The sequence below is a fragment of the Pantoea sp. JV6 genome (assembly GCF_025910055.1).
Classification (GTDB): Bacteria; Pseudomonadota; Gammaproteobacteria; order Enterobacterales; family Enterobacteriaceae; genus Pantoea; species Pantoea agglomerans.
This window is the reverse complement of record NZ_JAPCIM010000003.1, coordinates 485,958-500,748: the sequence shown is the minus strand read 5'-3', so window position 1 is coordinate 500,748 and position 14,791 is coordinate 485,958. Positions and strand designations below refer to the sequence as shown.

Sequence of the window (14,791 nt, the reverse complement as noted above, 5' to 3'; positions counted from 1 at the left end):
TATCAAAAAAAGCAGGAGTTACCCTTCACAGGCAGATTACCGGTACTGCATGTTGCAACGCACTCAAACTGCTGGCGTGGGCGCGGCAAGGCAAATGTATATCAGGCTAGGAAATATAAGGCATTTAATTGCAGCTATGTATCTTCTGAGTAAAAAATCAGTGTGTAAAGGTGTCCGCCAGCCAAAATTCAATATGATCCTGCGCGAGGAAGTGACAGGCAGCGGGTTTGGATCAGAGTGGCAGACACGCTGCCACCCGACAATTATTTGTTTTTCCAGCTGGTTGAAACCGGGTTGGTTACGGTGTTTTTTTCCTGAGTATAGGTGCCGTTCTGCTGCGCAATGGCTTCACCGGTATCCACAATGGCATTCTGAATAAAGACGTTCTGCCTGTCACCTCTGATAAAAGTTAACTGATGAAAAGCCGTTTTATTGCCCCAGTCAGCAGAAGGCAGAGAGATAAAACGCACGGTGAAAGTTTCATCATCAAACTTGCCCTGCATAACGTAAACGCCGTAGTGGTTTTCGCCCTGAGAAATGATTTTATAGGTACCGTTGTCGTAATAATAAATCTCCGCATCCGGAAACGGCTTTTTGTCATACATTTTTCGGTAGTGCAGCACCTGTTTGATGGTGGGCTGGCCGAAGCTGACGGTGAGGTTTTTACCATCTGCCGACGTCGTCAGACCTTCAGCGTGAACACTGCTCATCAGCATTAACAGACTTGTAGCGGCCATTGCGGTTGCTTTCACTCTCTTTCTCCTCAGCGGATTATGGGGACAACAAACGTATAAGATCCCAGAACTTACACGGTGTGGAGGGTCTGTTGAAGAGGCAGACAACACATTATTACACAATGTTATAATCACGCCCTGTAACCTGCGGTGGTGAGCCGTAGTTGGCCGGGTTGCCCGCTATCGAAAGCCATCCTGTGCGGAATAAGACGGTTATCAAACTGAAAGTAAAAAATAACCGCCAGGCTGGCGTTTAAAGTTCGCTAGTGACGCTTAGCATCGCAACGCAACGCAGTGGAAAGATGTTAAACCGTTTAAATGATTATCGGTCTGCTACCGTCCGCTATAACAAAACGGCGCAGACCGATCTTTCGCTGGCAAATCCGGGCTGAATCCTGCTCTTTTACAGAAAATCAGGCACTAAGCGCAGACAGCCCAGGGCAAGGGGAACGTTTATTTCAGCGGTTCCGGCAGCGTTACGATCCACAACTCGCTGTCCGACTCCGGTTTCTTCAGCGGCTTCACGCCGATCGTCGTTGCAACCGGCTCACCCTCTACAGTAAGTTCCCCCTTTTCGTTCAGCCGATAATCCTTGCGCTTCTTACCTTCCACCGGATTTTGCATGACCGTTTTCACGCCGAAGTCATTGTCATTGGCGACCGCCAGCGTTTTACTGTCGATCAGCGCCAGTCCTTCGGCCTTCTCCTGCTGCCAGCCGAGTTGACGTAAATCGACCACCAGCGTTTTAGCTGCGAGCTTAATTCCTCGCTGCGCCAGCGCTTTCTCGTCGTCAGACTCCGGATAATCACCAGGCTTATCGAATGCGGCAAGATCGGTAGCCGCACTCAGATCCACCTTATAGATAAGGTTGCGCATCGCGTCATTTTTATCGCTGCCTTGTTCAATCAAGAGAATATGCTGATTATCGAGCGCCACGATATCGCCAATTTTGGCGTCGCTGTTTTTACTATAAGCCTCGCTGTCGATAGGGTATCCATACATCACGGTTTTCCCGGTCGCCGGATCGAAGCTCACCAGCCGGGTAAAGCGCGCCTGCTTTTTACTTTTACCGTTGATATCCAGCGTACTCTGCACCGCGGCGATGATGCGCCCGTCCGGCATACGGGTAAGCCCTTCAAAACCACGATTAGGCTGACGCCACTTAAGAATATTCGGCAGTCCGCCCGCAATGGATTTTTCCCCTTCATTAGCCTGCGGCCCGTGAATCGCCAGAATCTTTCCGCGTTGATCAACGTTAATCAGAAATGGGCCATATTCGTCGCACAACCAGTACCCGCCCTTCCCGTCCGGCGTAATGCCTTCCGTATCCAGACCACGGTTATCGCCCTTCAGCACTTTCAGTGTGTCGCTTAACGCGACTTCATTGGTTGAGCCGATGACACCATCCTGTAGCGGCAATCCGTTAATATTGCCCTTGTCGTCATGCAGCGGTCGGGCATCCGTGGCTTCTGCTTTGCCGTTCTGCACCCGAATATTCATCAGCAGCGGAGCGAAGTCTGGCGTGACGAAAATTTTTGACTCATGTTTGCCCACATCGGGTGAGTCGGCATTCGGCCCACGATCGGTGACGGTCGCGAAGGTGAGCGCATCCCCCTGCTTACCGGTAAAAAGCAAACCGGAGCCGATTCCCACCGGCAAACCATCCGGAAACGCACTGGCGAACGCGCCGTTATAGCTAACGCGCGTACCTTCCGGAAAACTGACGATATAGTGCTCAGCCTGAGGTTGCGCCGCAAGACCAGAAAACGAGAGCGCACAACTGATAACTAAAGAAATCGTTTTTATTTTCATAATATTAAATCCATGAGGAAAAGCTGACAGCGTAAAGAACATAAATGACAGGAAAATGATATTTGCGGTAAAAACGGACAGCTAACAGGTTGATTTTGCCACCGTTAAGGCGCCGGCTGGGGAGGTGTTGAACGTAGAGTGAACGTTGATTTGTGCGCAACGCTGTCTGCTCAGTGCCAGGAGCTGACATTGGCAGAAAAATGATTGTTATTCATCACCCTATTGCTATCATCATGCACTTCCGGATGTGAACCACAGATGAGAAAGCTTGCGGGCTACTTACTATCCAGATATTTGCTCTGAGGTGCTGAGTAACTCCCAGAGCAAGTTCGCATAATGAAATGTGAACCCACTCCGGGAGAATTTTCATAGGGTGAAACTGCGAACTGAACTGATGTTCTGGTTACAGTAAATCAAAGACATGCTGTGGTATCTCTTCACCAGAACATCCCTGTATTTACCTGTGGTAAGTGTTAATCAATGTGTGATGTTTATTGTTCAGGCGATTTTTCTATGCCGCTAGCAGAATTACTTATTCGCATCTGAAGACGAGAAATGTGTCCGGTGATATCTGCCGTTCTTTCCGCTAATCCCCGGATAGCACTGGCGATAACAGAAAATCCACGGCCATGTACACCTGCCCTCGCGGCTTCGATACTGGCGTTCAGTGAAATGAGTTTGATCTGCGCAGCAATAATCCCGTTTTCAGAGACGAGTTCGGCAATTTCTTTTGCGGTTTCGGCGGTCTGAATGTTTCGCCTGACTTCGCTTTCCTCATGTCGCCCACGGTCTTTACGGCCCTGAATATCAATAAGCGCGCCGACGGCACGCAAAGGGGTACCATCAGGTGCACGTTTAGTCTGCCCGCGGGCCTGAAACCACCGGTATTCACCACTTCGCAGTTTAAGACGATATTCAATATCAAAACCGGTTTTACCACTGAAGTCCATCAGGTGGCTGACGAAAGCATCGAGCGCATTCTGTTTGTCATCCGGGTGAAGGCGTGATGCCCAGCTGTCCATCACATCAGGGAACTCTTCAATGGTTTCAAAACCCAGCAGCTTCCTGAACTGCGGTGACCACCAGAATACGTTATCGGGATTCAGGGGATTTCCGCCAATAATATCCAGATCCCAGAGGCCGTCATTAAGCATTTCGCGCGACAGGTCAAAACGGGTGGAGACAATATCAAACTGGCGGGACTGGGACGTTTCTTCTTCTGTATTCTCTATAACGGCAACCAGGCGCGGCGGCGTAAATTCACGACTGTATGATGCACGAATGCAAAACCACTGAAAGGTATTTGCGCCAGTTTTTATCAGGCAGCGTAACAGCTTTTCATCACCGCTATGTTTGAGTGTATGACTTATCAAACCTTTGAACGCTTCCCGGAAATCCGCATGGATCATCTGGATCAGCGAAGAGAGCCCGACCTCCTTCTGCAGAGGCAATCCCATAAGCTGGCGTGCTTCAGGTGAAACAAATGCAGGCGCGTCACTTTTAAGATCGGTCGTCTCAACATACCAATAGCCTTTCTGGCTGAGGTTCATAATACATTTCAGCAGCGTGGTATCACTGTGATCCACATCCAGCGTTTCATCGATAAATTTCTCAGCGATATCCATCGTTGTCGGCTCTTTGGCGGACTGTTTCCGGAATAAATTCAGCATTATTTCTCCTGGTGAGCATATACAGGCATAAAAATATGCCTGAAAGGGTTATCGGCAGAACCTTCTGGATATTCAGTTAAAGGTCGCTGGTTTGAATTAATACTGTAACAAGATGCTATAGATAGCTCGCCAGCTATAGCTACCGGAACAGAGATGATGGATGAGCATTACCACCAGCGTGCTAAATGTATTTTTTTGAAATCATGTGGCACAAAATTATCTTTGGTCTATGATATCTGAAAAATTTCAGGCCTTATAATCCCGACGCTCCGACTCCCAACGAAATTTACGTTGAAATGTTACTCTTAGTTTTGATACGCGGTTGTGGATTGATACTAGCTGGCTATCGCGGATATTAAATGAGTGGTTTAGCTGTGGCATGTCACTTCTGCTGACAGGCGAAAACCCGCACATTACTTATTGATATCCATAGGTATACTTCAGCAATTCATAAGAGAAACTGGCTGCTGATCATATTGGATGTATTAACAGGGTTTAATATTTAACTTAAGCGATATTTTTATGAGATTGGTTTCACTTTGTTTCTGGCTTACCATACCAGATACCATCAGCCTCATGCAGACCCGTGAGTTAAATAAGTATGGCATTTTATGTTCATGAACTTTCCCCGCTCACTGACATTATAGCTATGTGTATCGCACTTAATAACCATAGACAATTTAAGGCCTCCGCAAAATGACGTTTGCAAAAGATTAATTTTTCCGCCACAAACAAAACAGGGTTTTAAAAAAGGTTTTCTATTCCATTCCCGCTCAGGTCATCAATGCCTTACAGAAATACGTTTCAGGATATTTAAATGAATGAAAAATTGAAAGATGCTGATGCTCGTGCAGCTTGTCAGCAGCTAATTAAATCGGGCGAGTTTAAACCTTTTTTTCAGCCGATAGTCTCACTTGAGGATCAGCGCGTAGTAGGTTTTGAATTGCTGGCACGGCGTATTTTGCCCGAAGGGCTTATCGTATCTCCGGCTGAGTTCATTCCGGCTATGGAACATCATGGGTTACTCAATGAGCTGATGACAAGTCTGGCCGCTCAGGGATTCATGACAGCGAGCACCTGGCCAGAACACCAGTTTCTGTCTTTAAACGTTTCTCCTTCACAACTGAACGGTAAGCACCTTCCCGAAATTTTAAGAAAACTGGCTGAACGTTATCAGTTCAGCCTTTCGCGGCTCAGGATAGAAATCACCGAGACAGCATTGATCGATGATATAGAGACGGCTCATGCAGAACTCGAAGCATTGTCTGAAATGGGTTGTATGATTGCTATGGATGACTTTGGCACCGGCTGTTCAAGCCTTGCCTGGCTTATCCAGCTTCCCGCCAGCACGATTAAGATGGATGGCAGTTTTATTCGTTCAATGCTTCAGAAAAAGGATAGCCGGAAAATTATCTCCAGCGTAGTCGGTTTGGGCCGCAGCCTGGATATGGACGTCATTGCTGAGGGTGTTGAAACAGAGGAACAGGCTGAGATGTTGCGGGGTATCGGCTGCGCTTATGCACAAGGCTACTTATTCAGCAGGCCGATCCCGGCTGAAGAAACACATAATTTTCTCACCGCTGGCTCTGGCCGTAAATTTCATAGTCGTGTGGCACGAATGTCTCTTGAGCAGCGCGCGCATCAGATTTCATCGATGTATGCTGCGCCTGACACCTCTATCTGTTTTCTCAGCCCTGAACTGATGATTGTTGACGCAAGTGATACCTTTGCAGCGCGGGTTGGCTGGCCAATGCAGGACATTACCCATCGCCATATTTTTGAAGTGATACCGTCTCAAGCTGAGAAGCTGCTTTGGTTGCAGGATTTCAGGACAAAAGGTCTTCCTTACCCTCCGTTTGAGGTAAAGCTGCCCGGCGGTAGCACCGATTTGGTTATGATTACGCGGGTGGAGGATGAGGCAAAAGATTTACTGGGGTTTTGTGTGTTTGGCTTTAACATTGACCGTCAGAACAACCTTGTTCAGCCTTAGTGCCAGTTCACAACATCATCTGATATTTCCCGGCCGCCAGCTTAATTTTACCGAGGCAGGCTTCGGTTTCAGGTTATTAGTTGAAGATGGGGAAAATGTCCGCTTAGTGCCAGAAGCAGTAGTTGCGAACAACATTCTGTGTGAATCAATGGTAAGCAGGTCACATGTTCTTTGACCTATTTAAACGTTTTACCCTACAGAATGGAGGCATTTCCTGGCCTGTTTTCGATTAATGCTGCCCTTTTACTTCAGGCCCAGTTTGACTGCCAGCCGATGAAGATTACCCGGATCTAATTCCAGCTTTCTAGCCGCCTTAGCCCACACCCGATCGCAGCTTTCATAGACCTGTTTGATGTAATCGTACTGAAATTTTCGCGTTGCCTCGCTGAGGTTCATCACTGGCGCTGCTAGCAACGTTTTGATCGGTTCTGCATGAATAGCCCCGCTATTCTCCAGTTGGAAATGTTGCGGAAGCAGAATAACTTCGCCGTTGCGTGATTCGGCCTGCGCGATAATCACGGCGCGGTATATGGCATGTTCCAGCTCGCGCACATTTCCTGGCCAGCTCGCGGCTTGCAGCATAGTGCGGCAGCCAGAACTTAGCGCAACGCTTAACAGACCAAATTTAACCCGACACTTTTCACAGAAATAGCCCGCCAGCAGCACGATATCGTCCCGACGCTCATTCAGCGACGGGACGAACAGCGGAAAGACGCTAAGGCGATGATAAAGATCAGCCCTGAATTTGCCATCGGTCACCGCCTTACGCATATCGAGGTTAGTTGCGGCGATAATGCGCACATCAACGGTAAGCGGCTTATCTTCGCCCACCCGCTGCAGATCGCCGTACTGCAGCACACGTAAAAGCTTGGCCTGCAGCGAAAGCGGCAGCTCTCCGATTTCGTCAAGAAATAGCGTACCTTTGTCCGCCAACTCGAATTTGCCCGGCCGATCGTGAATGGCACCCGTGAACGCTCCTTTGACATGTCCAAACAGCTCGCTCTCCGCCACGCTTTCGGGCAGGGCTGCACAGTTCAAATATACCAGTGGCCGCGCTGCGCGCTGAGATTGTTGGTGAATAGCCTGAGCAATCAGCTCTTTACCGGTGCCGGTTTCGCCCATGATCAGCACGCTGAGATCAGAAGGAGCAACCACTCCAATCTGCTGTTTGAGGTGCGCTAACGCCGCCGAATCACCGATGATTTCCACCTCTTCGTTCTCTTCGGGTCGGTGTGGTGACGGTGTAAAGGATGAGGCGGGTTTTTCTAAACGCTCCATCAGCAAGGCATTGTTCAGTGCGCCCGCCATCAGGCTCGCCAGCACTCGTAACTCTTCATCGCTGTATTCATCAAACTGAGTGGCATTAATGCCATCCAGCGTCAGGGCACCGATCAGCGTTTGTCCGATAAAAAGTGGCATGCCGACACAGGCATGAACGTGTAAATCACCTTGATCGGGAATCAATCCATCATAGGGATCGGGTAAATCGCTGTCGGCGGGAAAGCGCACCACATCGCCAGCGCGCGCGATGGCCTCAAGCCGTGGATGAACATCAAGATTGAATCGCCGCCCCATCACATCCGGTGCCAGACCCGCGGTGGCCAGCGGACGAAACTGCTGATTCTCGTAGCGTAACAGCGCGGTCGCATCACAGTTTAGCGCGCCGTGGATGCTGTTAATCATCCGCATAAACCGATCGCGTCCGTGCACACCATTTTGAATATCGACAGCCAGCGCCGCCAGCGTTTCAACAGAAAGCGTCATATTGTCCCCTGCACATGAATTGTCTCAATGACAACTAAACGCATTGTATTTAGCACAATCCCGTTTTGCCTGTTTGATGCAAATCAACGTGTTAAGTAATGGCATGGAATATGCCTTATCAGATTAGATAATGTAGCTTAGGAGTATGACCATGTCAGAGCAACAAAGCAGCCAGGCGCTTAACACACAACAAATTGCAATAGCCGCTGACGCCCTGCGTTGGGCGACATTTGGCAGCGGCGGCCGCGGGCTGGCGTTCACTTACCGACAAACGTCGCCAGAACGCCTGCATTTTGAAACCGAATATGCCGGACGTAAAGCCTGGGTTGATTTAGATATCCCTTACACCCCACTGTCACTTATCGTTGCCGGTGCGCTGCTGTTGCAACAGCTGAACACTTATGTCGGATAACACTATGAAACATTTAGATGAAGTCCTCAAAACAGTTGATGAAGCCATTCGCAACAATGTCATCCACGATATGAATGTGCTGCTGTGCGAACTCAGCGACGACCATCAGCTCACTCGCGAAGAGCGCTTTACCCAACAGCAGCGTCTGCGCGTTGCGGTATTTAAACACAGCACTGAGAAAGATGAGCTCGCCGAACAACGCCGCGTCTGGCTTACCCAGGGCGGCATCATCTGCTATCAGGAGGCCCAACATGGCTCATATCATCCCTAAACATTTTGTACATACCCGCTCAACACCTTTCTGGGATAAAAAGAGTGTGCCGCAAGCGCTTTTGACACATCACAACACGAAAAAAGGCGTATATGGCAGGCTTTCAGTTATGTGCGGTGCGGTGAAATATTTTGGTTTCTCTGGTGAACACGAGACAGAACACGAAATGAAACCACCATTATCGCCGGACAGTTTGGCATCAGCCCGCCGCAATACTGGCACCGCATTGAGTTGTTAAGAGATGACACTTATTTCAATCTTGAATTTTTTGCAGACCCAGACGTTGCATTAGATGGCGACGGATTTGAACGCGAGGTTCATATTCCGGAATCATCAAAATAAGCCATATCACTGACCCGCTGCGGCGGGTTTTTTATGTCACATATATTGTCATTTTAACAATTCGATGTCATTAGCACAAAATATGCCAGTGTAATTTTAACAATGAAATTAATGTAAATACAAAAATATCAGCAACTTAAAAACTGGCACATTTGATGCAAAACTGGTGTGAAACCAACTTACGCTAACAGGGCATCAAATGAACATTCTTGTAAAAAACAATATTTTTTGGGTTGGAAAACGTGACTGGGAAGTTGAGCACTTTCACGGCAAAGAGTACAAGATGCAGCGGGGCACCAGCTATAACAGCTACCTTATTCGCGAAGCAAAGAACGTCCTGATCGATACTGTTGATCTGAAATTTCGCACTGATTTTGTTAAAAATCTGGCAGAAGAAATTGATCTGAAAAAAATCGATGCCATCGTAATTAACCATGCCGAAGAAGACCATTCTGGCGCACTCGCCGAACTGCTGGCGCTGATCCCAGGCACGCCGATTTACTGCACTGCTAATGGTGTCGATTCCATTAATGGTCATCACCACCATCCTGAATGGAATTTTAACGTGGTTAAAACCGGTGATTCGCTTGATCTCGGCAACGGCAAAAAACTGATTTTTGTTGAAACCCCAATGTTGCACTGGCCGGACAGCATGATGACTTACATGACCGGGGACGCCGTGCTCTTCAGTAATGACGCCTTCGGCCAGCATTATTGCGATGAACATCTGTTTAACGATGAAGTTGACCAACACGAACTGTTTGACCAATGTCAGCGCTATTTTTCCAACATTCTGACGCCTTTTGCACGTCTGGTTACCCTAAAAATCAATGAGATACTCGGCTTTAATTTGCCGGTGAGTATGATTGCGACCTCGCATGGCGTGGTGTGGCGCGATAATCCAACGCAGATTATAGAGCTGTACCTGCAATGGGCTGCGGATTACCAGGAAGATCGCATCACTCTGTTCTACGACACCATGTCTAACAATACCCGCATGATGGCGGATGCTATCGCCGAGGGCATCCGCGAAACCGATCCTCGCGTTGCCGTGAAGGTTTACAACGTCTCCACCCACGACAAAAACGAAATCATTACCTCCTGCTTCCGTTCCAAGGGCATTCTGGTCGGTTCCTCCACCATGAACAATGTGATGATGCCGAAGGTGGCGGGCATGCTGGAAGAGATTACCGGCCTGAAATTCCGCAATAAACGCGCCTCCGCGTTCGGTTCTTATGGCTGGACCGGCGGAGCGGTGGATCGCGTAGCCACCCGCCTGCAGGATGCCGGTTTTGATATGACGATTGCGCTCAAAACTAAGTGGCGTCCCGACCTCTCCGCGCTGGAAGAGTGCCGCGAGCATGGCCGCAAAATCGCCCGTGAATGGGCGCTCATGCCGCTGCCAGTAGCCGTCGTCGCAGCGAATAATGCCGCTGCGGTTATGGCAGCCGCCGTGCCCATAAACCAGGATGGCGTCGGCGTAGTAGAAGCGGGTGAGAACATCGGACAGAAAATGATTTGTACGGTTTGTCAGTGGGTTTACGACCCGGCCGAGGGCGAACCAAATCAGGATGTCGCACCAGGAAACGCATGGGAAGCCGTACCAGACGATTTCTTATGTCCTGGATGCGCGCTGGGTAAATCCGTGTTCGAACCTTACGAGGGCTGAGTCTATGTCAGCAGACATTGTGGTGATTGGCTCAGGTTTCGCCGCCCGCCAGCTGGTCAAAAACATCCGGCATCTGGACAAAAATGTGCCGATTCGCATCATTGCTGCCGACAGCTGTGATGAATATAACAAGCCCGAACTCAGTCATGTTTTCAGTATGGGTTATCGCGCTGAGGCACTCACTCGACAAGCAGCAGCAGACTGGGCGGAAAGCCAGAACATCATGCTGCATCCTTTTACCGTAGTTTCGTGCATTGATACGGCTGCACACATTATCACCACCAGCGCGGGCGATTACATCTATGGCAAGCTGGTACTTGCCACCGGTGCCGAGGCTATCGTACCGGAGATAGAAGGCAGTGATCTGATCTTCACGCTGAACAGTCAGCAGGAATACCGACGCTATGACAAAGCGCTTATTGATGCGCATCAAATACTGATAGTCGGCGGTGGCCTAATCGGCACAGAACTCGCAATGGATTTTAACCGTGCTGGTAAAGCAGTAACGGTAATGGATCGAAGTAACAGCCTTCTTTCAACGCTGTTACCACCGGAAATCAGTGCTCGGCTGCAAAACCGTTTAATGAACAACGGGGTAGAATTTATGTTCGGGCAGGAACTCATTCAAGTCTCCCGGCATAATGATTTACTGGAGGCAAGTTTCAGTAACGGACAGAGAAAGACCTTTGACGCCGTGGTGTGTGCCATTGGCTTACGCCCTAATCTTACGCTGGCGAAGAGTGGTGGGATTAAGACACGTCGTGGGATTGTAGTTGATGACACTCTTGCCACGTCGGTTGCCGATGTCTATGCACTGGGTGATTGTGCAGAAATACAGGGGAAACCGATGCCCTATCTGCAACCAGCAGCCCTTGCGGCAATGACGCTGGCTAAAAATCTTACCGGCCACAACGCCAAACTGATGCTACCAGCCATGTTGATCAAGATTAAAACGCCGGATATGCCGCTTCAGCTGGCGGGCGATCCAGCGAATGCTGCTTATCATTGGGAAATGGCGCTATCCCCGGCAGGCATAATTGCTCAAGGCCGTGACGAAGACGGTGCACTACGGGCATTTGTTGTCAGTGAAGATCATATGAAGCTTGCATTCAGTATGTTGAAGGACATTAAGCTACCGGGCACATCTTAATCAAAGCATTTTATTAACAGATGATGAGACGTATTTATTTTCGCTTAATAAATCGCCGATTTTGCTTACACCAAACAGGCCGGTTTTCTCCGGCCTTTGCTTTCAACTCAATATCAAAGGATGTGACATGATGAATATGCCTGAAGCCCCGACAGTAACTAATATTACCCTTCATAACCCCTCGTCCTGCACTTGTGGCAGAATTATTTGGTTATCAATGCACTGTGATTTCTTCGCAATGAATATTGGAACAAGCGGCAATGATGGGCGAATCAGTGCAAATATCGGGACGTTTTCGCAGAGTAAAATTTTCCCGCCCGAAATGCTCAAGGACGCCGTTGCAACAATATTTTGGGAGATGTGGAATGTCTGGGAACCCGAAGAAGGCATAAAGGTTGTGGCTGAAGGATAGAAAAAAATAGAAATGATACTGATGCGTCCACATGCGCTCTTTACAGAACCATCGCTATGATTTTAAGAGCAACATTATTATCCATAAAGAAAAAAGACAGCGCCACAACATGAATGTTAATTCCCTGGCCGTATTTTCTATAAGCTCCGGTTAATGCCAGAAGCGGAAGTTAACAAGGAGGGGTATTTCGCAGACTCCCATAGAGAAATTAAAAATATGATAACGCGTAAACCCAAGCGGGATGTCAATCTTCAATCAGCATCCCCTTCTGGAGAACCCACAGACAATACTTTCCAGTGGTTAACAACCATGATTGCCTTATTTTTTCAGGTTATTCGTGTACGCAGCGGCAGCAGCGTCATGTGTCTGGCCTGCCGGGGGATTCCACTGAAAGCCTGTCTTTGCCTCGATACCCGGCCGCAGACGCTGCTAGTCGGTGTAATCTTCCCGCGGATGAAAAAACAATGGCGCTTACTGATCAATATAACGCAGCCATGTAGCCCACTTTTCCAGACAGGCCTCTCTGATTTCCTGCGACGTATTATCTGCCATCCACGCCATAAAATTGTCTTTACAGCCCCGTTAAACGACTGCGATTCCGGGTGGGCAAAAACGATTAGAACTTTCAGGGATTTCTCCCTGTTGAACGACGACGACGCGCAGCAGACCGGTCCAGCTTAGTGATAAACCACGGCCAGCCGCTGACAATAATGATTCCACTCAGGATAAGCAGCGTGCCCCAGATGAAGCCCGGCTGAGGCTGCTCGTCGAGAAACAGCATTCCCGCCAGGACACCGAAAACCGGCGTCATGAACGACAATACGCCGAGCTGTGAGGCCAGATAGGTTTTCATCAGGCTGAACCAGGTCAGATAGCTGGCAAACCCGACAATAAAAATCTGGAAAAGCAGGCTCAGGCTTCCGGTGACTCCAGGCCTGAAATGAAGCTGTCCGCTGAACAGTGCGTACAGAAAGAGTAAAATGCAGGCACCTGTGAGCTGATAAAACAGTGTATGCGTTGCCGGTGCCTGGCTCAGCGCAGTACAGCGCACCACGACAGTGGTGGCTCCCCATGCCAGCCCAGCAAGCAGGCCCATCACATCTCCGGTCAGCATTCTCACTGTGTCGCCGGTGCTGCTGCTCCCGGAAAGGAACGCCACCGCAATGCCGATGAACGCAACAACGATGCCTCCCCATTGTGCAGGCATGAGCCGCTCATCAGGATGAAAAAGCTGCAGACCGACAGCGGCAAAGGCAGGCGCAGTGTAGAGAAAAACCGCCATATGGGAGGCAGAGGTATAGCGGAGCCCCTCAGCAACAAACAGGAACTCCAGTGCAAACAGCAGCCCGACCACACATCCAGCCATCAGATAAGGGCGGGACTGACGCAGCGACTCTTTTTTGCAGGTCATTACGACCAGCACAAGCAGAGCGGCAATGCCAGAGCGGAGAGCTACCTGTAACACGGGCGAAATTTCTTCTGCCACGCCTTTGATAGCGACCTGCTGTACTCCCCATATGATGCAGAGCACCGTCATTATTGCGCTTGCGCGCAGATCCGCATTTTTTCGCCTGAACGTCATCTCTGCCTCCTGAAAAAATTCAGTATGGCAGTGACGTGGATAGAGCATATAGTGTGAAAAGGACATCCTGTAGTGTAAAACAGCAGGTAAATGCAGGAATCAATCGGGTTCAGTCATGCTAAACAAAAAGCTTATTTCTCCCCCCTTCACACGTGAACTACCCGGCCCGGCATGGTTCAGGGTAGCTGACATGCCCGCCGGGGCTACCTATCCCGTGCACTCGCACCCCTGGGGTGAGTTTGTCTTTTCCTTCAGCGGAGTTATGGAAGTCAGGCTGGAAGGCGATCACCTCACTGCCCCGGCTAACTATGGTATCTGGCTGCCGCCGGGCGTCGTACATGAAGGGCTGAACCGCTACTCTGCTACCCACTGTTCACTTTACCTGATGCCTGAACTCTGCCTGGGCATGCCTGAAGTGCCCTGCACACTGCAGGTAAATCCTCTTACGATTGCCCTGCTTGAACATCTCCGGCTGCATCCTCTTCTGTCGCCGCTTTCTGAGGAAAACCATCGGCTCCTCGACGTGCTCCGTGACCAGTTGAAAAGCGCACAGCGCTATAAAAATTTTCTGCCCTACACTGATGATCCACTGCTCAAGGGGATTCTGGAAAAACTCGAAAAAAATCTGGCGGATGATACGCCGCTGGCAGAACTGGCTTCTTCATCAGGGACGACAATAAGAACGCTTAACCGGAAATGTCAGGAGGCACTGGGTATGCCGCTGAACGAGTGGCGTCAGCGGATGCGTGTGGTAAAAGCCATGCACCTGCTGGAAAAAGGTGGAAAAGTGGAAAGTGTAGCCTTCGAAGTCGGCTATAACAGCGCGTCGTCGTTTATTGCCATGTTTCAAAGGCAAACGGGGATCACACCCGGACAGGCGATATGTTCACGATCCTCCTTTTGAATGCAGCGTTGTTGCCTGTGAGAAAATAGCGGATCCTGATTCGGGTGATGTAATGATATGGGGGCTTCTATTTGCGCTC

The 14,791-nt window shown here is 49.4% G+C and carries 12 protein-coding genes and 1 pseudogene; 8 read left to right on the top strand and 5 right to left on the bottom strand.

Annotated elements, in window-relative coordinates; all coding sequences use genetic code 11:
• Positions 1 to 263 precede the first annotated feature (263 nt).
• The 3 genes from OK412_RS06440 to OK412_RS23445 form a co-directional block, all read right to left on the bottom strand.
• The gene (locus OK412_RS06440) at positions 264 to 752 is read right to left on the bottom strand and encodes a hypothetical protein (RefSeq protein ID WP_163852104.1); all 489 of its coding nucleotides are present in this window, start codon (positions 750 to 752) and stop codon (positions 264 to 266) included.
• 435 nt (positions 753 to 1,187) lie between these two features.
• Positions 1,188 to 2,546: an esterase-like activity of phytase family protein gene (locus OK412_RS06435; protein WP_264352889.1), complete on the bottom strand. Its 1,359-nt coding sequence runs from the start codon at positions 2,544 to 2,546 to the stop codon at positions 1,188 to 1,190.
• 491 nt (positions 2,547 to 3,037) lie between these two features.
• Positions 3,038 to 4,216, bottom strand: coding sequence for a PAS domain-containing protein (locus OK412_RS23445; RefSeq protein ID WP_319633952.1), 1,179 nt, complete (start codon positions 4,214 to 4,216; stop codon positions 3,038 to 3,040).
• Positions 4,217 to 5,033: 817 nt separating this feature from the next.
• Between OK412_RS23445 and OK412_RS06420 the strand changes: the two genes are divergently transcribed.
• Complete coding sequence (locus OK412_RS06420) at positions 5,034 to 6,206, top strand: EAL domain-containing protein (RefSeq protein ID WP_264352888.1); 1,173 nt, start codon at positions 5,034 to 5,036, stop codon at positions 6,204 to 6,206.
• A 243-nt stretch (positions 6,207 to 6,449) separates the two neighbouring features.
• Here the strand turns inward: OK412_RS06420 and norR are convergent, their stop codons facing one another.
• The gene (norR, locus tag OK412_RS06415; protein WP_264352887.1) at positions 6,450 to 7,970 is read right to left on the bottom strand and encodes a nitric oxide reductase transcriptional regulator NorR; all 1,521 of its coding nucleotides are present in this window, start codon (positions 7,968 to 7,970) and stop codon (positions 6,450 to 6,452) included.
• A 151-nt stretch (positions 7,971 to 8,121) separates the two neighbouring features.
• On the opposite strand from norR, the gene OK412_RS06410 reads away from it, so the two are divergent.
• From OK412_RS06410 to OK412_RS06385, 6 genes and pseudogenes are all read left to right on the top strand, one after another.
• Positions 8,122 to 8,382: a hypothetical protein gene (locus OK412_RS06410; RefSeq protein ID WP_245114979.1), complete on the top strand. Its 261-nt coding sequence runs from the start codon at positions 8,122 to 8,124 to the stop codon at positions 8,380 to 8,382.
• Between the two features lie 4 nt (positions 8,383 to 8,386).
• Entirely contained in the window at positions 8,387 to 8,653 is a 267-nt protein-coding gene (locus OK412_RS06405) for a YdcY family protein (protein WP_264352886.1), read from the top strand.
• A pseudogene (locus OK412_RS06400) lies at positions 8,634 to 8,995 on the top strand (DUF1971 domain-containing protein). The gene OK412_RS06405 and the pseudogene OK412_RS06400 overlap by 20 nt, the downstream one beginning before the upstream one ends.
• Positions 8,996 to 9,194: 199 nt before the next feature.
• Positions 9,195 to 10,664 (top strand): anaerobic nitric oxide reductase flavorubredoxin, encoded by a 1,470-nt coding sequence (gene norV, locus OK412_RS06395; RefSeq protein ID WP_264352885.1) that lies wholly within the window; start codon positions 9,195 to 9,197, stop codon positions 10,662 to 10,664.
• Between the two features lie 4 nt (positions 10,665 to 10,668).
• A complete protein-coding gene (gene norW / locus OK412_RS06390) occupies positions 10,669 to 11,814 on the top strand; it encodes an NADH:flavorubredoxin reductase NorW (protein WP_052270727.1) in 1,146 nt (381 codons plus the stop codon).
• 127 nt (positions 11,815 to 11,941) lie between these two features.
• On the top strand, positions 11,942 to 12,226 hold the full coding sequence (locus OK412_RS06385) for a hypothetical protein (protein ID WP_052270728.1): 285 nt from the start codon (positions 11,942 to 11,944) through the stop codon (positions 12,224 to 12,226).
• A gap of 625 nt (positions 12,227 to 12,851) precedes the next feature.
• On the opposite strand, the gene OK412_RS06380 is transcribed toward OK412_RS06385, so the two are convergent.
• Positions 12,852 to 13,808 carry a DMT family transporter gene (locus tag OK412_RS06380; RefSeq protein ID WP_052270729.1) on the bottom strand — a complete coding sequence of 319 codons (957 nt, stop codon included), beginning with the start codon at positions 13,806 to 13,808 and terminating at the stop codon, positions 12,852 to 12,854.
• 115 nt (positions 13,809 to 13,923) lie between these two features.
• Between OK412_RS06380 and OK412_RS06375 the strand changes: the two genes are divergently transcribed.
• A complete protein-coding gene (locus tag OK412_RS06375) occupies positions 13,924 to 14,712 on the top strand; it encodes an AraC family transcriptional regulator (RefSeq protein ID WP_052270730.1) in 789 nt (262 codons plus the stop codon).
• Positions 14,713 to 14,791: the final 79 nt, after the last annotated feature.

What these genes read in the sequence shown, in the direction of transcription:
- OK412_RS06435 (WP_264352889.1), bottom strand. Translation starts at nt 2,546, where the DNA reads ATGAAAATAAAAACGATTTCTTTAGTTATCAGTTGTGCGCTCTCGTTT.
- OK412_RS23445 (WP_319633952.1), bottom strand. Translation starts at nt 4,216, where the DNA reads ATGCTGAATTTATTCCGGAAACAGTCCGCCAAAGAGCCGACAACGATG.
- OK412_RS06420 (WP_264352888.1), top strand. Translation starts at nt 5,034, where the DNA reads ATGAATGAAAAATTGAAAGATGCTGATGCTCGTGCAGCTTGTCAGCAG.
- norR (WP_264352887.1), bottom strand. Translation starts at nt 7,970, where the DNA reads ATGACGCTTTCTGTTGAAACGCTGGCGGCGCTGGCTGTCGATATTCAA.
- OK412_RS06410 (WP_245114979.1), top strand. Translation starts at nt 8,122, where the DNA reads ATGTCAGAGCAACAAAGCAGCCAGGCGCTTAACACACAACAAATTGCA.
- OK412_RS06405 (WP_264352886.1), top strand. Translation starts at nt 8,387, where the DNA reads ATGAAACATTTAGATGAAGTCCTCAAAACAGTTGATGAAGCCATTCGC.
- norV (WP_264352885.1), top strand. Translation starts at nt 9,195, where the DNA reads ATGAACATTCTTGTAAAAAACAATATTTTTTGGGTTGGAAAACGTGAC.
- norW (WP_052270727.1), top strand. Translation starts at nt 10,669, where the DNA reads ATGTCAGCAGACATTGTGGTGATTGGCTCAGGTTTCGCCGCCCGCCAG.
- OK412_RS06385 (WP_052270728.1), top strand. Translation starts at nt 11,942, where the DNA reads ATGATGAATATGCCTGAAGCCCCGACAGTAACTAATATTACCCTTCAT.
- OK412_RS06380 (WP_052270729.1), bottom strand. Translation starts at nt 13,808, where the DNA reads ATGACGTTCAGGCGAAAAAATGCGGATCTGCGCGCAAGCGCAATAATG.
- OK412_RS06375 (WP_052270730.1), top strand. Translation starts at nt 13,924, where the DNA reads ATGCTAAACAAAAAGCTTATTTCTCCCCCCTTCACACGTGAACTACCC.